At 68.4% G+C, this 21,436-nt stretch carries 17 protein-coding genes and 1 pseudogene; 6 read left to right on the top strand and 12 right to left on the bottom strand.

Going from position 1 to position 21,436, the window contains the following annotated elements:
- Positions 1–57: 57 nt before the first annotated feature.
- The 6 genes from ACP4E5_RS01960 to lexA form a co-directional block, all read right to left on the bottom strand.
- Positions 58–816: a potassium channel family protein gene (locus ACP4E5_RS01960; RefSeq protein WP_425824909.1), complete on the bottom strand. Its 759-nt coding sequence runs from the start codon at positions 814–816 to the stop codon at positions 58–60.
- An 8-nt stretch (positions 817–824) separates the two neighbouring features.
- Positions 825–1,589 (bottom strand): succinate dehydrogenase/fumarate reductase iron-sulfur subunit, encoded by a 765-nt coding sequence (locus ACP4E5_RS01955; RefSeq protein ID WP_425824953.1) that lies wholly within the window; start codon positions 1,587–1,589, stop codon positions 825–827.
- Positions 1,590–1,612: 23 nt separating this feature from the next.
- Positions 1,613–3,559 carry a fumarate reductase/succinate dehydrogenase flavoprotein subunit gene (locus ACP4E5_RS01950; RefSeq protein WP_425824908.1) on the bottom strand — a complete coding sequence of 649 codons (1,947 nt, stop codon included), beginning with the start codon at positions 3,557–3,559 and terminating at the stop codon, positions 1,613–1,615.
- 9 nt (positions 3,560–3,568) lie between these two features.
- Positions 3,569–4,273, bottom strand: coding sequence for a succinate dehydrogenase cytochrome b subunit (locus tag ACP4E5_RS01945; protein ID WP_425824907.1), 705 nt, complete (start codon positions 4,271–4,273; stop codon positions 3,569–3,571).
- A 79-nt stretch (positions 4,274–4,352) separates the two neighbouring features.
- Positions 4,353–5,525 (bottom strand): LCP family protein, encoded by a 1,173-nt coding sequence (locus tag ACP4E5_RS01940; RefSeq protein WP_425824906.1) that lies wholly within the window; start codon positions 5,523–5,525, stop codon positions 4,353–4,355.
- Between the two features lie 661 nt (positions 5,526–6,186).
- The gene (lexA, locus tag ACP4E5_RS01935; RefSeq protein WP_425824905.1) at positions 6,187–6,894 is read right to left on the bottom strand and encodes a transcriptional repressor LexA; all 708 of its coding nucleotides are present in this window, start codon (positions 6,892–6,894) and stop codon (positions 6,187–6,189) included.
- 491 nt (positions 6,895–7,385) lie between these two features.
- Here lexA and ACP4E5_RS01930 point away from each other — a divergent pair, with 491 nt between their 5' ends.
- Complete coding sequence (locus ACP4E5_RS01930) at positions 7,386–7,973, top strand: C40 family peptidase (protein ID WP_425824904.1); 588 nt, start codon at positions 7,386–7,388, stop codon at positions 7,971–7,973.
- A 62-nt stretch (positions 7,974–8,035) separates the two neighbouring features.
- Here ACP4E5_RS01930 and ACP4E5_RS01925 read toward each other — a convergent pair.
- From ACP4E5_RS01925 to ACP4E5_RS01915, 3 genes and pseudogenes are all read right to left on the bottom strand, one after another.
- A pseudogene (locus tag ACP4E5_RS01925) lies at positions 8,036–8,784 on the bottom strand (transposase).
- A 132-nt stretch (positions 8,785–8,916) separates the two neighbouring features.
- On the bottom strand, positions 8,917–9,564 hold the full coding sequence (locus ACP4E5_RS01920; RefSeq protein WP_425824903.1) for an SCO2322 family protein: 648 nt from the start codon (positions 9,562–9,564) through the stop codon (positions 8,917–8,919).
- A gap of 161 nt (positions 9,565–9,725) precedes the next feature.
- Complete coding sequence (locus ACP4E5_RS01915; protein WP_425824902.1) at positions 9,726–11,132, bottom strand: APC family permease; 1,407 nt, start codon at positions 11,130–11,132, stop codon at positions 9,726–9,728.
- A gap of 402 nt (positions 11,133–11,534) precedes the next feature.
- Between ACP4E5_RS01915 and nicT the strand changes: the two genes are divergently transcribed.
- The 3 genes from nicT (at position 11,535) to ACP4E5_RS01900 (ending at position 14,640) form a co-directional block, all read left to right on the top strand.
- Entirely contained in the window at positions 11,535–12,653 is a 1,119-nt protein-coding gene (nicT, locus tag ACP4E5_RS01910; RefSeq protein WP_425824901.1) for a Nickel transporter NicT, read from the top strand.
- A 594-nt stretch (positions 12,654–13,247) separates the two neighbouring features.
- The gene (locus ACP4E5_RS01905) at positions 13,248–14,375 is read left to right on the top strand and encodes an inorganic phosphate transporter (protein ID WP_425824900.1); all 1,128 of its coding nucleotides are present in this window, start codon (positions 13,248–13,250) and stop codon (positions 14,373–14,375) included.
- A gap of 52 nt (positions 14,376–14,427) precedes the next feature.
- A complete protein-coding gene (locus ACP4E5_RS01900; RefSeq protein ID WP_425824899.1) occupies positions 14,428–14,640 on the top strand; it encodes a hypothetical protein in 213 nt (70 codons plus the stop codon).
- Between the two features lie 124 nt (positions 14,641–14,764).
- Here ACP4E5_RS01900 and ACP4E5_RS01895 read toward each other — a convergent pair whose 3' ends face one another.
- Positions 14,765–16,129: a dolichyl-phosphate-mannose--protein mannosyltransferase gene (locus ACP4E5_RS01895; RefSeq protein ID WP_425824898.1), complete on the bottom strand. Its 1,365-nt coding sequence runs from the start codon at positions 16,127–16,129 to the stop codon at positions 14,765–14,767.
- A gap of 220 nt (positions 16,130–16,349) precedes the next feature.
- On the opposite strand from ACP4E5_RS01895, the gene ACP4E5_RS01890 reads away from it, so the two are divergent.
- Complete coding sequence (locus ACP4E5_RS01890; RefSeq protein WP_425824897.1) at positions 16,350–18,671, top strand: transglycosylase domain-containing protein; 2,322 nt, start codon at positions 16,350–16,352, stop codon at positions 18,669–18,671.
- 1 nt (position 18,672) lies between these two features.
- Here the strand turns inward: ACP4E5_RS01890 and ACP4E5_RS01885 are convergent, their stop codons facing one another.
- Positions 18,673–18,912, bottom strand: coding sequence for a hypothetical protein (locus ACP4E5_RS01885; protein ID WP_425824896.1), 240 nt, complete (start codon positions 18,910–18,912; stop codon positions 18,673–18,675).
- A gap of 160 nt (positions 18,913–19,072) precedes the next feature.
- Positions 19,073–20,644: a Na+/H+ antiporter gene (locus tag ACP4E5_RS01880; RefSeq protein WP_425824895.1), complete on the bottom strand. Its 1,572-nt coding sequence runs from the start codon at positions 20,642–20,644 to the stop codon at positions 19,073–19,075.
- Positions 20,645–20,788: 144 nt separating this feature from the next.
- Between ACP4E5_RS01880 and ACP4E5_RS01875 the strand changes: the two genes are divergently transcribed.
- Positions 20,789–21,373: an FKBP-type peptidyl-prolyl cis-trans isomerase gene (locus ACP4E5_RS01875; RefSeq protein WP_425824894.1), complete on the top strand. Its 585-nt coding sequence runs from the start codon at positions 20,789–20,791 to the stop codon at positions 21,371–21,373.
- Positions 21,374–21,436: the final 63 nt, after the last annotated feature.

Raw genomic sequence — 21,436 nt, 5'->3', positions numbered from 1 at the left:
TTGACGTCACGGTCTGATGCGTTCCCGGGGTCCTGGCGGAGAGGCTGTTCGCCGGCCTCACTCCTTGTGCCCGTGCTCGGTCCTGAGCTGCGCCAGTTCCTCCCGTACCCGAGCCAGTTCGTCCTTCGTCTCGGCCAGCAGATGCCGCATCTCGCGGTCGCGGGCGTCGCCGACGCCGAAGCGGGAGGTGAACCAGGAGGAGAAGGAGGCGGTGAGGACACCGAGCAGGGCCACTCCCCCGGTCATCAGCAGGGCGGCGACCACCCGGCCCGTGGTGGTGACCGGATACGTGTCGCCGTAACCAACCGTGGTCAGGGTGGTGAAGGTCCACCAGATCGCGTCGCCGAAGGTCTGGATGGAGGCGCCGGGGGCGCCGCGCTCGGCGGCCAGGACGGTGAGGGCCGCGGTCAGGCCGAGCAGAACGACGGTGCCGGCGGTGTAGGTGAGGACCTGGCGGTGGAACCCGCGCTGGAAGCGGTGGTGGAAGCGCTGTGCGGCGGTGAGTATCCGCAGGACTCTGAGGGGGCGCAGGACCGGGATGACCAGGAGCAGCGCGTCGAGCCACTCTCGGCGTACGAACGCCTTGCGGCGGCGGGCGAGCAGCAGGCGTATCGCGTAGTCCGCGGCGAAGGGGGTCCACAGGGCGAGGTTCGCCGTCCGCCAGGCCCTGCGGCCGTCGGTGGACAGACCGGTGTCCAGGATGGGGACGGCGTAGGCGACGAAGAAAAGCACGGAGGCGGCGAGCAGCGGCCAGTCGGTGAGTTGCTGCCATCTCTCCAGGCGCTGCTCGCCGCCTGCGTTGTGCTGCGGCGTCATCGCGGGCGTCAGCGGGCCTTGCGGGCCGCCCGGCGGAACTCCTTGTTCATTGCCGCGATGGTGGGCAGCGGGATGCCCTTGGGGCAGGCGGTGGCGCACGCGCCGGTGTTGGTGCAGCCGCCGAAGCCCTCGGAGTCCATCTGCTCGACCATGTTCAGGACCCGGGTCTCGCGCTCGGGGGCGCCCTGGGGCAGGACGTTGAGGTGGGTGGTCTTCGCGGCGGTGAAGAGCATCGCGGAGCCATTGGGGCAGGCTGCCACACAGGCGCCGCAGCCGATGCACTCGGCGGAGACGAAGGCGGCGTCCGCGTCGTGCTTGGGCACCGGGGTGGAGTGGGCCTCCGGGGCGGCGCCGGTGGGGGCGGAGATGTAGCCGCCCGCGGCGATGATCCGGTCGAGTGCGGAGCGGTCGACGACCAGGTCCTTCACGACGGGAAAGACCGAGGCCCGCCACGGTTCGACGTCGATGACCGCGCCGTTCTCGAAGGACCGCATGTGGAGCTGGCACGTCGTGGTGCCCTCGGGGCCGTGCGGCTGCCCGTTGATCACCAACGAGCAGGCGCCGCAGATGCCCTCGCGGCAGTCGTGGTCGAAGGCGACCGGATCCTCGTTCCAGGCGACCCGGTAATCGCTCCGCTCGACCAGGTACTCGTTCAGTTTGTCGAGGACCTCCAGGAAGGACATCTCCGGAGAGACGTCCATGACGGGGTAGGCGACCATCCGGCCCTGCCCTCCGCGCCTCTCCTGCCGCCAGATCCGCAGCGTGACGTGCATGGTGTCGTTGTTCGTGCCGCTCATCAGGCGTAGCTCCGCTGGGTGGGGTGGACGTACTCGAACTGGAGGAATTCCTTGTGCAGGACGGGCGGCTTGCCGACGCCGGTGAATTCCCAGGCCGCGGCGTAGGAGTACTCCTCGTCCTGCCGCGCGGCCTCGCCGTCCACGGTCTGGGACTCGGTACGAAAGTGGCCTCCGCAGGACTCGGCCCGGTTCAGGGCGTCCAGGCACATCAGCTCGCCGAGTTCGAGGAAGTCGGCGATCCGGCCGGCCTTCTCCAGCTCCTGGTTGAGCAGGTCGCCGCGGCCGGCCACCTTCACGTCGCGCCAGAACTCCTTGCGCAGTTCGGCGATCATTCCGATCGCCTTTTTCAGTCCGGCCTCGTCACGGGCCATCCCGCAGTACTCCCACATGATGTGGCCGAGCTCCTTGTGAAAGGAGTCCGGAGAGCGCTCGCCCTTGATCGCCAGGAACTTGTCGACGCGTTCGTCGACGGCCTGCTGGGCTGCGAGGACCTCGGGGGCGCGCGGGTCGACCGGGTCCATCACGGTGGAGGCGATGTAGTCGTTGAGCGTGGCAGGGAGCACGAAGTAGCCGTCCGCGAGGCCCTGCATCAGCGCGGAGGCACCGAGCCGGTTGGCGCCGTGGTCGGAGAAGTTGGCCTCGCCGACGGCGAAGAGGCCGGGGATCGTGGTCTGCAGGTCGTAGTCGACCCACAGTCCGCCCATCGTGTAGTGCACGGCCGGGTAGATCCGCATCGGCTGGGTGTACGGGTCCTCGCCGGTGATCCGGGCGTACATGTCGAAGAGGTTGCCGTACTTGGCCTCGATGGCGGCGCGGCCCATCCGCCCGATCGCGTCGGCGAAGTCGAGGTAGACGCCCTGGCCGCCGGGGCCGACGCCCCGGCCCTCGTCGCACACGTTCTTCGCGGCGCGCGAGGCGATGTCGCGCGGCACGAGGTTGCCGAAGGAGGGGTAGATCCGCTCCAGGTAGTAGTCCCGCTCGGCCTCCGGGATGTCGGAGGCCTTGCGGGTGTCGCCCAGTGCCCTGGGTACCCAGATCCGGCCGTCGTTGCGGAGCGATTCGCTCATCAGGGTCAGCTTGGACTGGTGGTCGCCGGAGCGCGGGATGCAGGTCGGGTGGATCTGCGTGAAGCAGGGGTTGGCGAAGTGTGCGCCCTTGCGGTGCGCCCGCCAGATCGCGGTGGCGTTGCTGTTCATCGCGTTGGTCGACAGGTAGAAGACGTTGCCGTACCCGCCGGTGGCGAGCACCACCGCGTCCGCGAGATGCGTCGTGACGGTGCCGTCGACGAGATTGCGGACGACGATGCCGCGCGCCCGGCCGTCGACCATGACCAGTTCCAGCATCTCGGTGCGTGGGTGCATCTCCACCATGCCGGCCGCGATCTGGCGCTGCAGCGCCTGGTAGGCGCCGAGCAGCAGTTGCTGGCCGGTCTGGCCGCGGGCGTAGAAGGTCCGTGAGACCTGCACGCCGCCGAAGGAACGGGTGTCGAGCAGACCGCCGTACTCGCGGGCGAAGGGCACGCCCTGCGCCACGCACTGGTCGATGATCTGCACGCTGATCTCGGCGAGGCGGTGGACGTTGGACTCGCGCGAGCGGAAGTCGCCTCCCTTGACGGTGTCGTAGAACAGACGGTGTACGGAGTCGCCGTCACCGCGGTAGTTCTTCGCCGCGTTGATGCCGCCCTGGGCGGCGATGGAGTGGGCGCGGCGCGGGGAGTCCTGGAAGCAGAACTGCTTGACGTGGTAGCCCTGTTCGCCGAGTGTGGCGCCCGCACTCGCGCCGGCGAGGCCGGTGCCGACGACTATGACGGTGTGTTTGCGCCGGTTGGCCGGGTTGACCAGTTTGGCGCGGAAGCGGCGGGTGTCCCAGCGGTCGGCTATGGCGACGTCCGGGGCCTTGGTATCGGCAATCGGCTCGCCGAGGGTGAAGTTCGTGTAATCGGCCATGGTCGTGGTTCAGCTCACAATCCCGAAGGTCACGGCCAGCGGGACGATCATGAACCCGGCCGTGAGGAGAAGGGCGAGGACGCTCGAAGTGGCCCTCAGCGCGCGGTGGTTGCGCGCGGTGCACCAGCCCATGGACTGGGTGAGCGCCCAGAAGCCGTGCCGGATGTGCAGGCCCATGAAGACCAGGGCGAGCAGGTAGAAGACGGTGATCCACCAGTGGTCGGGCTGAAAGTCGGCGACCACGTTGCCGTACGGCTCGCCGGGGATCCCGGCCGGGTTCAGGTAGAGGAAGGTCAGGTCCAAGATGTGCCAGACCACGAAGAGTGCGATGACGATGCCGCCGTACCGCATGGTGTGGGTGGCGTAGCCGGTCGAGGGCCGCTTGTGCACGTACCTGCCCCGGCCCCGCTTGGCGCGCCGGGCGAGTTGGTAGGCGGCGGTGCCGTGGAGCACCACGCAGATCCCGAGCACGAGGCCGATGATCCACAGCGACCAGCCGTATGGGATGGCCGGAGTGCCGAGGCTCTTGAGCCACTGCGAGTAGTGGTTGTAGGCGTCCTCGCCGACGAAGATCTTCAGGTTGCCGACCATATGGGCAACCAGGAAGAGGATCATCAGCAGGCCGGTGACGGCCATGACCTGCTTCTTGCCGACCGAGGACTGCCAGTAGGCCCGTATCCGGGAAGGGCTCTTGTGGGGGGACACCGCTGTCATGATAATGGACATTACGCCGTAAACTTCACCTAATGGTCACCGGGTTGCGTGCCGACGCCCCCGGACACCCTCCCGCCCGTCAGGACGTCCCGTCGGACACCTTGGAGTCCGCCGGGTTCTGCCGCTGGCTGCCCACGATCGACGACGGGATCGCCTGGTCCTTCTTGAGTGCGTCCCAGACCTGACCGGCCTCCGGCTCCTTCGGCTCCACCCGGTTCGGGTCGCTCGGCGCCGGCTCGTTCGGCAGGGTCACCTGCGTGACGTCGCTCGGTCCGATGCCGGCCATGCCGCCCGCAAGCCCGAGCAGGGCATTCACCGAGGCGAGCCCGCTGTCGGTGGTCACCGACTTCGTCAGGTCAGAGGCGATGTTGTACGCCTGCTTCGGGTGTGCAGCCAGACCCAGGCTCTGCAGCCGGGTGATGATCGCGTCGGCCATCTGCTGCTCCAGCGTGATCCGGTCCAGATCCGAGCCGTCTCCGACGCCGTGTCGCGTGCGCACGTAGGCCAGCGCCTCGTCACCGCCCAGATGGTGTGTTCCGGCCGGCTCGTCGAAGCCACTGTCCGGGTCGTCGATGTCCTCTGTCGTCGTGATGGTCACGCCGCCGATGTCGTTGACGAAGCCCACGAAACCGGAGAAGTCGAGCTCCACGTAGTGGTTCAGCTCGAGGCCGCTCAGCTGCTCCACTGTCTTCACCGTGCACGCCGCGCCGCCCTCGCCGTACGCCGAGTTGAACATCGCGTCCTGCTGTGCGGGGATCGTCTGTCCGTCGCTGCCCGTGCACCGGGGGATGTCCACAAGGGTGTCCCGGGAGATCCACACCACGCTGGCCTTGGTGTGTTCCTGATTGATGTGCACGACGGCCGTCGTGTCGGAGCGAGAGGTCCCGTCGGTGTCCCCGCCCGCCAGGTCACCGTTCTCACCGGAACGTGAATCCACGCCCATCACCAGGATGTTCATCTCGCCCGAATCGTCACCCGGACTGAGTATGGAGGACAGGTCGAGGCTGGTGATGTTGTGGTTCAGTCGCCAGTACGCATAGCCGGCCGTACCGGCACCGGCGAGCAGAAGGGCCACACAGATCCACACGCCCCAGCGGACGACCTTCTGCCTACGGGTGCGGGCCTTCCTGCGGCGCCCCGGCTGGACCTTCCTGCGGCGTCCCGGCTTGGTCTTCCCACCCCTCCCGTCCTCCCCCGACGGCAGCGCGGACCACGCGGGCGAGAAGAGCTTCGCCTTGCCTCGGGAGCCCATACAGTCAAAACCTTTCACAATCAACGGCAAGTCGCCCCGGACAGCGCCGGACAGGCACGGCCGGTTGTATGCATCCCACTAGAGCTGTCCTCAAGGAGGATCAAGGCCATGCCATGACCACTTTCCATGGCCCGCAGGGATCCGGCGGAAGCGCAGTGGTCCGCGTTGGTGCCGTTGCCGCCCAAGCAGGTAGCCGGACAGCCTCCAACACACAGGAAGCGGAGGCTCGTTCGACGGCATACGCTTCCGCACCCGGGCGGCACGACCCGTGAGAGACCGTGGACACGCCCCTCCACATCGCCAGCGGGACAGTACCTGGCACCGGATCCGCAACGCGCTGCAAACCGACCCCGAAGTGCCCACAGCCTGGACCCCAAGCCGAGTCGCCCGGCGAGCACGGAATTCGGACGCTCCCGCGGCGGGCCGACCACCAGGATTCGCCTGGCGGTCGAGTGCGGGATCAGTCACCTCGAAAGGCACCGCACCGTGGCGGCACGCCATGACAAGCTCGCCGACCGCCGCGAGACGACCGTCCTCACCGCGGAAATCAACGAGTGTCCGTGACCAGTACTTTCGATACACGCCCCAAACCTGTAGATCTCGCGACGTTTTGGACAGGGCCGTACGACCCTAATACGTGAACGTCGCCTGGCCGACAGAGTCAGTGCCGCATGCTGCGCAGGACCGCGGTGACCTTGCCGAGGACGATAGCGCGGGAGGCATCCAGGGGCGCATAAGCGTCGTTGGCCGGCAGCAGCCAGGAACCGGTCGCGTCGCGCCGGTAGGCCTTGACGGTGGCCTCACCGTCGAGCATGGCAGCGACGATCTCGCCGTTCTCCACGGCGGGTTGGGAGCGGACGACGACCTGGTCGCCGTCGAGGATGCCGAGGCCGGTCATGGAGTCACCGGCGACGGTGAGGACGAAGAGGTCTCCGGAGCCGACGATGCTGTGCGGCAGCACGAGAATGTCCTCGACCTGTTGCTCGGCCGTAATGGGGGGACCGGCGGCGATCCGGCCGAGGACGGGGACGCGGGTTGCGTTGCGCGCGAACGGGCCAAGCTCGTCGGTGTGGAAGACACCCACCGCGGCCGACGGCCGGGAATCGTCGGCCGCGGTGGGGACGTAGGAACGTGGGCGGGCGGGATCCTTGCGCAGGTGTCCCTTTCCGACCAGCACGTTGATCTGGCGGGAGACCGAGGACATGCTGCGCAGTCCGGCGGCGTGGCCGATCTCGCGCATCGAGGGCGGGTAGCCGTGGGCGGAGATGTATGCGCTGATCGCATCGAGCACCTGGCCCTGCCGCTCCGTCAGACCTCGGCAGTCACCACGGCCTGAGCACTGATTCGCGGGGGCTGAGGTTAGTTCCATCAAAGGCTCCGTCGGGGGCGGTTGGCCGGGCAACCAGGGAAGTCACCTATGGGGCGAAAGTAACACAAACGACCTTGAGGGCTGCCCCTCCGACCCCCCGAACCCCGAGCCTGGAGATATGGCCGGGCGCGACGAAGATGTAGACCAAGGACCCCTTCTCCATGCCGGAAAGTTGACAGTTAGCACGACATACTGCGTTTTACTGCCATCTGACTTGGAGTCAGCTGGGGGCAGCGGCCTAGCGTGCCAGGGGGCCCCTCATCCGGGGCGCCGCATCCGCTCCCGACCCCGAAAGAAGCTCTGCCCCCATGGCCCGCCACTCCACGCCCCGCCGAAAGCCCATCCACACCGCCGTCCGCGCCGCAAGCGTTGCCGTGCTCACGGCGACGATCCCGCTGATGGCAGCGGCCCCGAGCTTCGCGGCGCCGGCGCCTTCCTCCTCTGTTTCCTCTACTTCCTCTTCCTCCTCTCCCGCGGAAGAGACCTACACGGTGAAGAGCGGCGACACGCTGGCCTCCATAGCCACCGCCCAGGACGTGGACGGCGGCTGGCAGACGCTGTACTCGGTGAACGAGGACACCGTCGGCCCCGATGCCGGGCTGATCCACCCTGGCCAGCAGCTCACCCTGCCCGCGGACACCCCGGCAGCTTCGTCCTCCGCCGCTTCGTCGTCCACGCCCGCCAGCTCCGCCACCGGCAGTTCGGCCGCGCAGTCGGCGGTCTCGTACTTCTCTTCGCAGCTGGGTGCCCCCTACGTGTACGGCGGGACCTCGACGTCCGGCTGGGACTGCTCGGGGCTGACGCAGGCCGCGTACGCGCAGGCCGGCATCTCGCTGCCGCGCACCGCCGACGCGCAGGCCTCGGCCACGGGGGCGACCGCGTACAACGACCCGTCCCAGCTGACCACCGGCGACCTGCTCTTCTGGTCCGACAACGGTGAGATCAGCGGCGTCTACCACGTGGGGATCTACATCGGGGACGGCCAGTACATCTCGGCCGCGAACCCCTCCAGCGGGGTCAAGCAAGAGGGCCTGGACTCCTGGATCTCGCCGACGTTCTACAGCAACCCGACTGCCTGACCGGCACGTCGACAAGAGAAGTGAGTGGTCCGGTGGCTGAGCCATCGGACCACTGAGCCTTTTCAGAGTTGCCGCTCCAGGGTGAGGACGGCCTTGACGACTGACGTCATTCGATTCGGGCTGCACCGTGACCTGCGGAAGATGTGCCACGACTTGAGTCGGGCCATGCCTTGCTCGACGGCCGCTCGCGCCGTCGAGAGCGCCCGGTTGACGGTCTGCTGAGTTGGCGTCAGCCCGCGCCCGGGCGGGCGTCGGAGTGGCGTGGTCACCCACGGTCCGGCGCCCGTATAGGCGCAGTCGGCCAGGATCGGGATGCCCTGGCGCTCGCAGATCCGGATGATCCGGTGGGTGCGGGCCGCGGTCAGGTCATGTGTGCGGCCGGGGAGGACAGGCGAGATCCACAGCGTGCGACCGGCTGGATCGGTTACCACCTGGACGTTCACCCCGTGTCGACGGTGCTTGTGGGAGTAGTCGGCCCGGCCGTCACCGACGCGGTCGCACTCGGCGAGGGCGCCGTCGAGCAGGACGTGGTCGGGATCGGTTTCACGCAGCGCACGCAGCAGGCCGGGGCGCGGTCGGCAAGCAGGTCGATCACGGAGGCGGTGTAGGCGTGGGCGGCGCCGACGGCGATGCCGAAGCCTGCTGCGATCTCGGTGAGTGTGTCGTGCCGGCGTAGGTACACCAGGGCGACGAGGGCACGTTGGTGCGGCGGGAGCTTGCAGCGGCGGTCACCCTCGCGGGCGACGATGAGCATGGTGACCCACTCGACCAGCGCGTGAGGCAGGTCGAGTGCGGCAGGATAGGGAACCAACGAGGCTCCTGTGCCAACGAGTTGAGACTTCGAACACCTCGCTCAACGGCACGGGAGTCTTGTGCGTTGCGGAGCACCAGCCCGTCACCCGATCAGTAGCCACGCTGAAAGAGCTCACTAACTTTTGCTGTCTCAGTTGCGGCGCTTGCGCGCCTTCACGACGCCCGCGACCGCGAGTCCGAGAATGACGAACGAGGCGGCGGCGATGCCAATGGAGCCGGCGCCGCCAGAAGAGCCGTCATCATTCCCGTCCGAGGACGCAGACGATTTGTCGTCGCAGCCGCCGTCCGGGTAGCCGTCGACCGCGCAGAGCAGCCCGCTGGAGTCGTAGCTCAGGTCGGAGTCCGCCTGGGCGAGGACGTCGGCGGCGCTCGCAGAGCTGTCGGCCTGAACACAGGCGGTCCGTTCGGCCGGGTGTGTGGCGCCGTTGGCGGAGTCGGAGCTGGTGCCGTAGTCGATGACCAGGCCAACCCGCTTCTGCTCGTCACTGGCGGAGATGGAGCTGCACAAGGAGGAGAAGTCGTAGTCGTCGCGAGGCGGTGCAGGGCTACCCGAGTCGTCGCTGGCTGCGAAGCGGAAGCCGATGACGGAACCGTCGGCCAGGACGTCAGTAGCGGGGCCTTGGGTGGCGTAGTCCCAGTCGCCGGAGGAACTCTGAGTCCAGTAGGCCCAGTAGCGGGAGGCGGCGGCAGAGTCGGCGGCCTGGGCGGGAGCAGCGGCGAACAGGACGGCAGCAGTGCAGGCGGCCAGCGTGGCGCCAACGCGGCGCAGAGGGGACACGGGGGATCCTTCCGGGCGTGGTCGGTGTCAGGCAGACCTCGCACATACAAGCCCTGATATTTTACGCCACTTTTATATAGATTTGCCGTATGCCCTTGGGCTACGCGCTGTCAGGCAGGCACCTGAGGGGCACCACATAGCAGGACCTGAGGCCCCTCTGTTCAGTCGGTCGGCACCGACACCAACCACCGCGTCTCCTGGCGGGGCCGCAGGTAAAAGGCCCAGTACAGCGTCGCCACCGCCATGATGCCGCCCGTCCACAGCAGGTACGTGACCTCCTGCTCGATCAGGATGTAGATCATCAGGGCGATCAGGATCACGGGGATGCCGGGCCACAGCGGCATCCGCCAGGCCGGCTGGTTCTTGTGGGTGCCGCGGCGGGCGAACAGGGCGGCCACCGCGACGAGGAGGTACATGCCGGTGACGGAGACGCCCGTCACGCCGTACAGGGTGTCGAGGTTGACGAAGCAGAGGGCCGCGCCGGGGACGCCGACGGCCAGGGTCGCGACCCACGGGGAGCCGAAGCGGCCGAGGCGGGACAGGGCGTTGTTGACCGGGCCGGGCCAGGCCTTGTCGCGGGCTGAGGCGAACAGGACGCGGGAGTTCTGGATGACCATGACGATGCCCGCGTTGATGATGGCGAGCGCGACGCAGAGCGAGACGAACGTGCCGACCGCCGAGTTCGACCAGGCGACGACCATGGTGCTGATGTCGCCCGAGGTGAGCGCCGAGAGGTCCTTGGCGCCCATCGTGATCGCGACGACGGGGATCAGGATGACGACGGTGGAGATGGCGAGCGTGGCGAGGACGGTGCGGGCCACGGACTTGCGCGGGTTCTCCAGCTCCTCGGAGAGGTAGACGGCCGTGGAGAAGCCCTGGGTGACGAAGAGGGCGATGGCGAGGCCCGAGACGACGAGCATGCCCGTCACCGCGTCCGTGTGGCCGCCCGAGCCCGCGACCTGCATCGAGCCGAGCGAGCCGATGCCGCGCTCGGCGTGCGCGAAGCCGAGGATCGCGACGAGGGCCGCCGCGATGACCTCGAGGACGAGGAAGATGCCGGTGATCCACGCGTTGGCGCGCAGGTCGAGCAGGCCCGCGAGGGTGGAGAGCAGCATCACGCCCGCGCCGGTCATCGCCGGGTCGAGGTGGATCAGCGGCTCCAGGTAGTCGGCCGTGCCCATGGCGATCACCGGCGGCACGATGAACACGACCAGCAGGGACAGGACGAAGACCAGCCAGCCCGCCAGGCGTCCGGCGAGCGTCGAGACCATGGCGTACTCGCCGCCGGCGCTGGGGATGAGGGTGCCCAGTTCCGAGTAGAGGAACGCCACGCCGATACAGATCAGTGAGCCGACGGCGATGGTGAGCGCCGTGGCGGTGCCGAGGCTGCCGAACAGGTCGGGGACGACGACGAAGAGCGAGGAGGCGGGCGTCACGCAGGACAGCGTGAGCAGGGTGCCTCCGACGACGCCGATGGAACGCTTGAGCTTCTGGGGAGAACCTTCGGGTGCCGTGTCCGGCAGGGGCTCCGCCGAGGGGGCGGCGGCGGTGCGAAGCGTGTCGGTCATGAAGCGGTTCCGATCGACTCGTGCGGCACTCAGAGGTCGAGCGGGCGGCGTCACCGCAGGTGCCGGTCCGGCCTCCAGGGATCCGAGAAGCCATCGGTGGAGCGTGGACGCTGAGATCTTCTGCCTCGCAGGTGTGCTCTGAGGGTAAAGAGCAGGATCGTTTCGTGACCGTCCCAGAAAGTTGACGAAGCGAATGCCATCGTCCAACCCAGCCCATCGCTGCTGTGGCAGGTCGGCCCTGTAGTGGGCGGCAGGCGTGTGGTGTGGCCGACGGTTCGAGAGTCCACGTGCCGTGCGGGCGGCGTTCCGGGGAGGTGCCCGGGGCGGGCACCTCGGCCAATTCGAGGGTGCCTCTGGCGGAGCGGGCCATGCGCGTGATCCGGAGTGCTTCGACATCGACGCATGACCCTGCCCGGGAACTCCCCGACCCCTGCCCCGAACTCCCCTTCCCCTGCTTTCCGTTGGCGCCGCGAGGACACGCTGCGCACGGCCGGCCTGATCGCGGTGATCGCCGCGCTGCACGTCGTCGCGTTCGGCGTGCTGTTCCTGCTCGTCGTCCCCGAGCACTACGAAGTGGGCAACAAGGCCTTCGGTATCGGCCTCGGCATCACGGCGTACACGCTCGGCATGCGGCACGCCTTCGACGCCGACCACATCGCGGCCATCGACAACACCACCCGCAAACTGATGGCGGACGGCAAGCGGCCCGTCTCGGTCGGCTTCTGGTTCGCGCTCGGCCACTCCAGCGTGGTGGTCGCGATGGCGGCGCTCGTCGCGGGCGGCGCGGCGCTCGCCGGCACCCTGATGAACGACGACTCCCGCACCCACCAGGCGCTCGGCATCGTCGGCACGACCGTCTCCGGCACGTTCCTGTACCTCATCGCCGCGCTCAACCTCGTGGCCCTGATGGGCATTCTGAAGGTCTTCAAGGCGATGCGCGCGGGTTCCTACGACGAGCGGAAGCTCGAGCAGCACCTGGATTCCCGCGGGTTCATGAACCGGATCCTCGGCCGCTTCACCAAGTCGATCACCCGGCCGGGGCAGATGTTCCCGCTGGGCTTCCTCTTCGGGCTCGGCTTCGACACCGCGACCGAGGTGACCTTGATGGTGATGGCGGGCAGCGGCGCCGCCGCCGGCCTGCCCTGGTACGCGATCCTGTGCCTGCCGCTGCTGTTCGCCGCGGGCATGAGCCTGTTCGACACGCTCGACGGCACGTTCATGAACTTCGCCTACCAGTGGGCGTTCTCGAACCCGGTGCGCAAGGTGTTCTACAACCTCACCATCACCGGCCTGTCCATCGCGGTCGCGTTCTTCATCGGCACGATCGAGCTCGTCGGCGTCCTGCACGACAAGCTCGACCTGAGCGACGCCGTCACCGGCTGGATCGCCGGTCTCGACCTCGACAACGTCGGGTACGTGATCGTGGGCCTGTTCGTGGTCGTGTGGGTGGCGGCGATCGCCTACTGGCGCCTGGCGCGGGTCGAGCAGCGGTGGTCGGCACGATTGGCCGACGCCGGATAAATCGGTTGCCGGGGTGCGCGGCCGAGCCGAGCTCCACCGCCGTCGGATGCGAGACCACGTTCGCGGGCTGTTCGCCCCTGTGCCTCACGGGTTACTCGCCCGGGCCATCCGCACGGTCAACGGCGGAATCGACCGCCCCAACAGAGAGCCCACCGCCACCGCCACCGCGGCCGCCTCCCGACCACCGAACCGCCCCGCTCCTGTCAGCCGGGCACGAACGCACCCGAACTCGCTGGAAAGCACGGCAAGTTCATCCCACCTAGCGAAGATCACCGACAGGGGACTCAGGAGCTAAGAGGAACGCGTGGCCTCCTCGAAACTCCTGGGCGGGGCCGAGCGGGGCGCGCGCTTCATATCGGGGTGACGACTCGCTGGAGACCGAGGCGCTCCAAGCCTCGCGGCGGTGCACGGTCCGGTCTGTCGTCGGGTCGTGAGTCATGACTTCATCGGGACTCAAGTCCCGCTGGTTCGCCGTGTCGACCGGGGCGGGCCGGGCCACACGGCGGAGGACGGGTCCGCAAAGGTCCCGCGGGCTACGCCTTTAATATCCGCATATTCCCCTTTCGTTCACCTTGAATTCGTAGCTTCCTCGGCATGGACAACCTGATGTTCCTCGTGACGATGGTCGTGCTCATGGCGCTCGCCTTCGACTTCACGAACGGCTTCCACGACACGGCCAACGCCGTCGCGCCCTCGATCGCCAGCGGCGCGCTCTCCCCGAAGGCCGCCGTCGGCATCTCCGCGGCCTGCAACTTCATCGGCGCCTTCCTCTCGGTCGAGGTCGCGCAGACCATCTCCGGCGGCATCATCAACGAGAGCGCCGGCATCCAGCCGGAAGTGGTGCTCGCGGCGCTCACCGGGGCGATCAGCTGGAACCTGATCACCTGGCTGCGGGGCATACCCTCCAGCTCCTCGCACGCCCTGTACGGGGGTCTGATCGGCGCCACCCTGGTGGCCGTCGGCACGTCCGGGGTGAACGGAGGCGTGGTCGTCGCCAAGATCCTCGTCCCGATGATCGTGGCCCCGTTCGTGGCGGGCGCGGCCTCCTGGTTCGCCACCCGCATCACCGACAAGATCGCCAAGAAGGGCGACGAGGCGACCAACCGGCGCGGCTACCGCGCGGGGCAGGTCGCCTCCGCCGGTCTGGTCTCCCTGGCGCACGGCACCAACGACGCGCAGAAGACCATGGGCGTCATCACCCTGACCCTGGTCACCGCGGGGCAGCTGCCCTCCGGCTCGGCGCCGCCCACCTGGGTCATCGCCGCCGCGGGCCTGGCGCTCGCGCTCGGCACGTACTCCGGTGGCTGGCGCATCATCAAGACGATGGGCAAGGACATCACCGAGCTGTCCGACGCCCAGGCCGCCTCCTCCCAGACCGCGTCGGCCGCCGTCATCCTCGCCTCCTCCAACCTGGGCTTCGGCCTCTCGACGACCCAGGTCTGCACCGGATCCGTCACCGGCGCGGGGCTCGGCCGCAAGGGCGGCAGGGTCAACTGGCCGATGCTGCGCACCATGTCCGCGACCTGGCTGATCACCCTGCCCGCCGCCGCGGTGGTCGGCGGCGTCGCCGAGCTGGTCGTCGAGCAGGGGCTGTGGGGCCAGTTGCTCGCGGTGGCCGGCACGATCGCCGTCGGCCTGTACGTACGGGTGGCAGCGCGCCGCGACAAGGTCACCGCCGACAGCCTCGACGCCACGAACTCCACCGCGGCCCAGGCCGCCTGACATCTAACGGCATGGGGTGGCTGACACCTCACCCAGACACAGGAGACACATCATGGGTATCGACTGGGCCGCCCTCGCGCTCGTCTTCCTCGTCGCGGTCGGCATCACCGCGATCCTGCTCGCCCTGTTCACCACCGGCATGGTCGCCCTGTCCCGCGCCCGCACGGCACACGGCGGCGGCGCCACCGCGACCCGCGGCGCCGCGTATCTGTGCTTCGCGGCCTGCGGCGGCGCGGCCCTGTACGCGCTCACCCTCGTGTCCTGACGGGCTCCGCTGCGGCCAGGTCCACGCCTACTCGCCCCGTCTTCACCGGCGTTGGATCGATCCTCCCGGTTCGCCTAATTAACCGCAAACCATGAACTATCGCTTCTCCAAGCGGGACGTCCTCTCAGATCCAGGTAGGCCACCACATGTGCTGGTGCCAGGTGTCATACGGAACCGCTGCCCCCACGTACAGCGGCAGGAAGTAGCAGAAGCAGCAGAAGACCGCGATCACGACTACCCCCGCCGCCACGGTCCCTATCCTCCGCCGTCGTCTGCTCGCCCCGTCTCTCCCCGCGATGATCGCCCCCAGCATCCCCGTTACCCCCAGGCACAGGAACGGGCTGATGACGACCATGTAGTACGAGAACGTCGTCCGTTCCTGCCACTGGAGCCACGGCACAAAGCCGGCCGCCACTGCGCACAGGACGGCTCCGAAGCGCCAGTCCCGGCGGAAGAACCACCGGTACAGGGCGTAGGCGAGGGACAGGCATGCGGCCCACCACAGCAGCGGGGTGCCGAGAGCGAGGATCTCGTGCACCGATCCGTCCGGGTCCTTCTGCCAGAAGAAGCAGACGGGGCGGCCCATGACCAGCCAGGACCAGGGGTTGGACTGGTAGGGGTGCGGAGCGGTGAGCGTGGTGTCGAAGTCCCATATCTGGAACTGGTAGTGGAACCAGGAGCCGATCGCGGTGGGCTCGGAGTGGCGGTCGTAGCCGTTGTCGGAGAGGAACCAGCCGGCCCAGGTCAGCACGTACACCGCGCAGGCGACCAGGACCAGCGAGGCGAAGGCGGGCAGCGCGTCGCGTCGGAGCATCGCGCGGTAGGGGTGGCGCGAGCCGAGGCGGCGGTGGTTGGCGATGTCCCAGCAGACGGTGAGCAGGCCGAAGGCGGCCAGGAAGTCCCACCCGTTCCACTTCACCGCGCAGCAGCAGCCGAGCAGTGCGCCCGCGGCCAGCCGCCACCAGCGCCATCTCGAGTACGGGCGCCCGGTGTCCCGTTCCCGGACGCGGTCGCGGTCGACGAGCAGGCAGCCGAAGGCGGCCAGCGCGAAGAACATCACGAAGATGTCGAGCAGGCCGGTGCGGCTCATCACCAGCTCCAGGCCGTCGCAGGCCATCAGGAGCGCGGCGGTGCAACCGAGCCAGAGCGAGCCGAACAGGCGGGTGCCGATCCGGGCGAGCAGGAAGATCGCGGCGGTGCCGAAGAGTGCCGTCATCACCCGCCAGCCGAGCGGGTTCATGCCGAAGACGAGCTCGCCCAGGCCGATGATCCATTTGCCGAGCGGGGGGTGGGCGATGAATTCGCCGCTGGTTCCCATAGGGATGTTCCCGGCCAGGATCTGCGAATTAGCGTCATCGGGCCAGACGGTCTCGGTTCCCTGGTGGACCATCGACCAGGAATCCTTGGCGTAGTACGTCTCGTCGAAGGTGAACACGTCCGGGTGGGAGAGGTCCCAGAAGCGCAGGATTCCCGCGAAGAAAGTGATCAAAAGTGGGGCCAGCCAGCTTCCGTGACGCCCCATCACACGAACCAGGAAGGCGTACGCGCGCAGGGTCGCAGTACGGAAGTGGATAAACACGTCGTCAATTCGCCGATTCGTCAGGAGGGTTCTTGCTGCACAATGCCGGGACTGCATGAGTCGTCATTGCGAAGCGTAGTCACCAGTTGATCCGGACCCGGAAACGGACCGGGGTCGGGAGTGGGAGCGGATGAGTAGCCGGACACGGCAGGCCGGGGGACGGGGCGCCGGCGCGGGAGGGCGGCCGCGGCGGGCGAGGAAGCCCGGCGCGCGCAAGCGGCGCGGCTGGCGGCGGATCTTCCCGACCTGGCGGATGGTGCTCGGCGCGTTTCTCGGGATCGTCACGAGCGGGGCGGTGGTGTTCGCGCTCGGATTCGTGCTCGTGGGTGTCCCGGACCCGAATGCGGAGGCGACCGCGCAGGCCAGTGTCTTCGAGTACGCCGACGGTTCGAAGTTGACGAAGACCGGTGAAACCAACCGTGAATCCGTACCGTTGAGTGAGATATCCGAGGCGGCTCAGCAGGCGGCGCTCGCCGCCGAGGACCAGAGTTTCTACTCCGAGGGTGCGATCAACCTCAAGGGGATCACCAGGGCGGCCGTCGACACGCTCGGTGGAAAGGGAATCCAGGGTGGGTCCACCATCACCCAGCAGTACGTGAAGAACTACTACCTCACGCAGCAGCAGACGCTGTCGCGGAAATTCAAGGAGATGTTCATCTCGGTGAAGCTGGACATCGCCGAGTCCAAGGACCAGATCCTGGACGGATATCTGAACACCGCCTACTACGGGCGTGGAGCCTACGGTATCCAGGCCGCCGCGCAGGCGTACTACGGCATCGATGCCGCACAGCTGGACGTGGCCCAGTCGGCCTACCTGGCGGCGCTGCTCAATGCGCCCGGCGTGTACGACGTCTCCACGGACACCCCCGACCAGCGGCAGGCCGCGATCGACCGCTGGGACTACGTTCTGGACGGCATGGTCGACATGGGGAATCTGAGCCAGTCGGAGCGGGCGGGGATGACCTTCCCCGAGCCGCTGCCGCCCCAGGCGTCGGACGGGATGAGCGGGCAGTCCGGGTATCTGGTGACCGCCGCCGAGCGGTCCCTCGTCGACAGCGGCACGCTCACCCAGGCGCAGCTCGACCAGGGCGGGTACACCATCGAGCTGACCGTCGACCCGATCAGTGAGAAGGAGTTGGAGGCGTCGGTCGAGAACAGCGGGGCGGGTGCCGAGGAGATGCAGACCGGGGCGGTGTCGGTCGATCCGCAGACCGGGGAGGTCGTGGCGCTGTACGGCGGCGCGGACTACGACACCCACTACGTCGACAACGCCACCCGGCAGGACTATCAGGTCGGTTCGACGTTCAAGCCGATCGTGCTCGCCGCCGCGCTCGAGGAGGGGGCGACGACTCAGGACGGGCGGAAGATCACGCCGGACACTGTGTACGGCGGAGACTCCGGTACCCCGGTGAAGGGGGGGACCGGCACGGCCTATGCCCCGCCGAACGAGGACGACAAGGACTACGGCGACGTCACCGTGCAACAGGCCATGGACTGGTCGGTCAACGCGGTCTATGCGCAAATGGCGCAGGACGCCGGGCTGCAGAACGTGGTCGACATGGCGCAGAAGCTGGGGCTGCCGTCCGACACACCAGGCCTGGACGCCCAGCCGTCGGTCGCGCTCGGTGTGTCGACACCCAGTCTGATGGACATGGCCGGGGTGTACGCCACCTTCGCGAACGAGGGTCAGCAGATCACGCCGTGGATCGTGAAGTCGGTCAGCCATGACGGACAGAAGGTCGAGCTGCCGGACCACACGGCGAAGCAGGCGATCAGCAAGGAGACGGCGGACACGGTCAACTCCGTGCTGCAGGGTGTGGTGAGCGGTGAGGGCGGCACGGGCTCGGAGGCCCAGAAACTCGGCCGTCCGGTGGCCGGCAAGACCGGTACCTCCGACGACGACAAGTCGGCCCTCTTCATCGCCCACACTCCCCAACTGGTCACCGCCGTCGGGGCGTTCGGCGAGGATCCCTCGACCGGGGCGCAGGTCTCGCTGGACGGGCTCGGCGGCAACGACCGGGTCAACGGCGGCGGCTACCCGGCGCAGATCTGGACCGCATACACCGCGGCGGCCCTGAACGGCACGCCGGTCCGGCAGTTCGACTCCGGCCCGACGCAGTCCGCGTACTGGCCGGACGGGCAGACGACGGCGGCGTCCGGCACCGGCAGCACCCAGCCGTCGCCCACACCGTCCCCGTCAACGCCCGTCTCGAGCGGCGGAAGCGGCGGAAGCGGCGGCGACGGTGACCCGGTCGGCGGCTCGCCGTCGAAGAGTGGGGACTCCTCCGGCCAGGAGACGCCGCGAAAGGACTCCGGGACGAAGAACTCCGGCCAGAAGGCGGAATCCGACGGCAAGGGCACGCCCACGACGGGCAGGGACGGTGCGAGCCCGTTGCCTTCCGAGGCCGGGACCGCCTCGCCGGGGGAGGGTGAGCAGAGCCCTGCGGCCTGACTCACGAGCGCTGCGTCTTGCTCTTCGCTGCGGTTTCGGTGACCGCCTCGACGGCCGGGTCCGTGACCGCCTGGTGGTCGGCGGCCGCCTGCAGCGGCGCCTCGGCCGCCGGGCCCGCCACCGGTATTTCGGGGCCCGAGGTCTGTGCGGTCGCCGGGAGGCCGACGGTCATGACGGCGGCGCAGGCGGCACCCGCGAGCAGGTAGCGGGCCCGGCGGAGGTTTCGTGTCAGGGTCTTCATTGTGGTTCGTCTCTTTCTGGATGACGAGTCGTCATATCTGAATTGTTCGTACATATCCCATTCCATCCAGGAGTGCTGGGAAGATCATCAACGGCTCCCTAAGAATTCATGAGAAACCCACAGGGAGTTGAAAGGACGTCACTAAGCGGCCGTGTGCCGCTCACGCACCGAGCGTGGCCTCCTCGAGGTCCAGCGCGTGAAGGATCCGCTGGCGCACCGCGTCAGGGACCTTGCCGGTGACGTACAGGTGCTGGAGTTCGGCGGTCTCGGCGGCCAGCACGTCACGGCGCAGGGTGCGATAGCGGTCCAGGGGGGTGGGACCCGTGGGGGCGTCCGGTCCGGACTCGGCGTGGGCGAGGCGGGCTTCGAGGGCCCGGCGGATCTGCTCGACCACGACCTCGTCGTCGTCGGCCGAGTCCTGCGGACCGACGCCGGTCGTCTCGCGCAGCCGAGCCAGGCCGGCCATGCTGATCAGGGCCAGCGCCTCGGCCTCCTCCTTCGCGGTGTCGGCCGGCTCCAGTGCGATGCCCGAGCGCCGCACCACCGTGCCGAGCGTGAAGCCCTGGCCCACCAGAGTGATCACCACCACGGCGGTCGTCAGGACCAGGACCAGCTCACGGTAGGGCAGGGGCGAACCGTCGTCCGTCACGTACGGGATGGACAGAGCAGCGGCCAGCGGCATCACGCCACGGGTGCCCGCCCAGGCCATCACCGCCGGGACCCGCCAGGACAGCGTGGTGGCGCCGCGGCGCTTCTGCATCGCCGCCGACAGGGGGAAGACCCAGAGCATGCGGGCCGCGACCGCGACCGCCGCGAGCACCAGGGCCTGCCACCACCAGCCGCCCTCGTCCGCCTTCAACCCGGCCACGAGCGAGGGGAGTTCGAGGCCGATGACCGCGAAGACGGCGGATTCCAAAATGAAGACCACGATGTCGTAGACCGCGTGCACCTGAAGCCGGATCCTGGGCGAGGTGAGCCGGTGCCCCAGCGAGCCGAGCATCACCCCGCAGACCACCACCGCCGTCACGCCCGAGGTGTGCAACTGCTCGCCGACCACATAGGACGCGTACGGAGTGACCAGCGCGATCACCGTCTCCAGGACCGGGTCCTCGGTACGCGACCGCAGCAGGGCGACCACGCCCGCGACCGCCGCGCCCACGGCCGCTCCGCCCCCGGCCAGCAGCAGGAACTCGCCGCCCGCGGCGGGCAGCGAGACCGCACCGCCCGCCACCGCCATGCCGATCGCCACCTTGAACAGGACAAGCGACGAGGCGTCGTTGAACAGGGACTCCGACTGGACCAGGATCTGCACCCGCGGCGGCAGCGGCAGTTTGCGGCCGAGCGCGGTCACCGCGACGGGGTCGGTGGAGGCGAGCACCGCACCGAGCACGAAGGCCGTCGCCGCGCCCATCGGCGTCAGCCACACCGCCACCGCGCCGATCGCGAACGCGGTCATCAGCACCAGGCCGAGCACCAGCACGGTGACCGGCCGCCACATCCGCCGCAGTTCCCGCCAGGGGATCTCGGTGGCCGAGGCGTACAGCAGCGGCGGAAGGACGACGGTGCTGATCAGCTCCGGCGGCACGTGCAGGTCGGGCACGAAGGGAACCAGACCGACCAGCACACCGGCCACCACAAGGAGTGAGGGCGCCGGCACCGACCAGTGCCGCGCCCCGGTGGCCACCGCGGTGCCCAGCATCACCAGCAGGACGACGGTGGTGATGCCACCCATCTCGTACTCCTTCTCCGCACCGAATGCCCCCCGGACCAAACGGTCATATTATGACCGGCTAAAGGCGCAATGCCTGTTTTGCCCCTTCCGAGGTTACGATTTGGCCGACGAATGCTGAACGCCGGAGCCCGGCACTGGCCCCCCATGACGATGCGAGAGACCCCCACGATGACCACCCGCTCGGACACCTCTACCAAGACCCGGGCCACACGGCCCTGGTGGCGCAGGAAGCGCTGGTACGCGCTGACGGCCGGCCTGATCGCGGTGGCGGTACTCGCCTTCGTACTGTTCGCGCCGACCTCGTCGAACACGATCAGCAAGGGCGGCCTGCCCTCCATCACCGCGGGCACCCAGTACGGCGAGAAGCCGACACTGGCCAAGGGCAAGGGCACCGCGCCCACCTCCCTGAAGACCGAGGTGATCAGCCAGGGCGACGGCACCACTCTCAAGGACGGCATGTCGGTCTCCGTCGACTACCTCGGCCAGACCTGGGACTCCACCAAGCCCTTCGACAACTCCTACGACCGAGACCAGAAGTTCACCTTCATCCTCGGCGAGGGACAGGTCATCAAGGGCTGGGACCAGGCCCTCAAGGGCCAGAAGCAAGGTAGCCGCCTCGAGGTCTCCATCCCGCCCTCCCTCGGCTACGGCGCCGCGGTACAGTCCGGCATCCCCGCCAACTCCACCCTGATCTTCGTCATCGACATCGACTCCGCGAAGGCCGGATAGACACACCAGCCCAGGCCAGCCTTCCCAGCCCCCCCGAACTCGCCGCCCCCACCGCATGAGTCT

Origin of the sequence: Streptomyces fractus (assembly GCF_049844455.1) — a bacterium.
In the GTDB taxonomy this organism is placed as follows: Bacteria; Actinomycetota; Actinomycetes; order Streptomycetales; family Streptomycetaceae; genus Streptomyces; species Streptomyces fractus.
Note: the sequence above shows the minus strand (reverse complement) of the source record. Positions and strands in the feature narration are given on the sequence as shown.

Bases quoted from the DNA above. Each gene is read 5' to 3' on its own strand.
- ACP4E5_RS01880 (WP_425824895.1), bottom strand. From the start codon at position 20,644: ATGGGTGGCATCACCACCGTCGTCCTGCTGGTGATGCTGGGCACCGCG.
- ACP4E5_RS01950 (WP_425824908.1), bottom strand. From the start codon at position 3,559: ATGGCCGATTACACGAACTTCACCCTCGGCGAGCCGATTGCCGATACC.
- ACP4E5_RS01885 (WP_425824896.1), bottom strand. From the start codon at position 18,912: ATGAAGACCCTGACACGAAACCTCCGCCGGGCCCGCTACCTGCTCGCG.
- ACP4E5_RS01890 (WP_425824897.1), top strand. From the start codon at position 16,350: ATGAGTAGCCGGACACGGCAGGCCGGGGGACGGGGCGCCGGCGCGGGA.
- ACP4E5_RS01940 (WP_425824906.1), bottom strand. From the start codon at position 5,525: ATGGGCTCCCGAGGCAAGGCGAAGCTCTTCTCGCCCGCGTGGTCCGCG.
- ACP4E5_RS01945 (WP_425824907.1), bottom strand. From the start codon at position 4,273: ATGACAGCGGTGTCCCCCCACAAGAGCCCTTCCCGGATACGGGCCTAC.
- ACP4E5_RS01875 (WP_425824894.1), top strand. From the start codon at position 20,789: ATGACGATGCGAGAGACCCCCACGATGACCACCCGCTCGGACACCTCT.
- ACP4E5_RS01955 (WP_425824953.1), bottom strand. From the start codon at position 1,589: ATGCACGTCACGCTGCGGATCTGGCGGCAGGAGAGGCGCGGAGGGCAG.
- ACP4E5_RS01960 (WP_425824909.1), bottom strand. From the start codon at position 816: ATGACGCCGCAGCACAACGCAGGCGGCGAGCAGCGCCTGGAGAGATGG.
- ACP4E5_RS01900 (WP_425824899.1), top strand. From the start codon at position 14,428: ATGGGTATCGACTGGGCCGCCCTCGCGCTCGTCTTCCTCGTCGCGGTC.
- lexA (WP_425824905.1), bottom strand. From the start codon at position 6,894: ATGGAACTAACCTCAGCCCCCGCGAATCAGTGCTCAGGCCGTGGTGAC.
- nicT (WP_425824901.1), top strand. From the start codon at position 11,535: ATGACCCTGCCCGGGAACTCCCCGACCCCTGCCCCGAACTCCCCTTCC.
- ACP4E5_RS01905 (WP_425824900.1), top strand. From the start codon at position 13,248: ATGGACAACCTGATGTTCCTCGTGACGATGGTCGTGCTCATGGCGCTC.
- ACP4E5_RS01915 (WP_425824902.1), bottom strand. From the start codon at position 11,132: ATGACCGACACGCTTCGCACCGCCGCCGCCCCCTCGGCGGAGCCCCTG.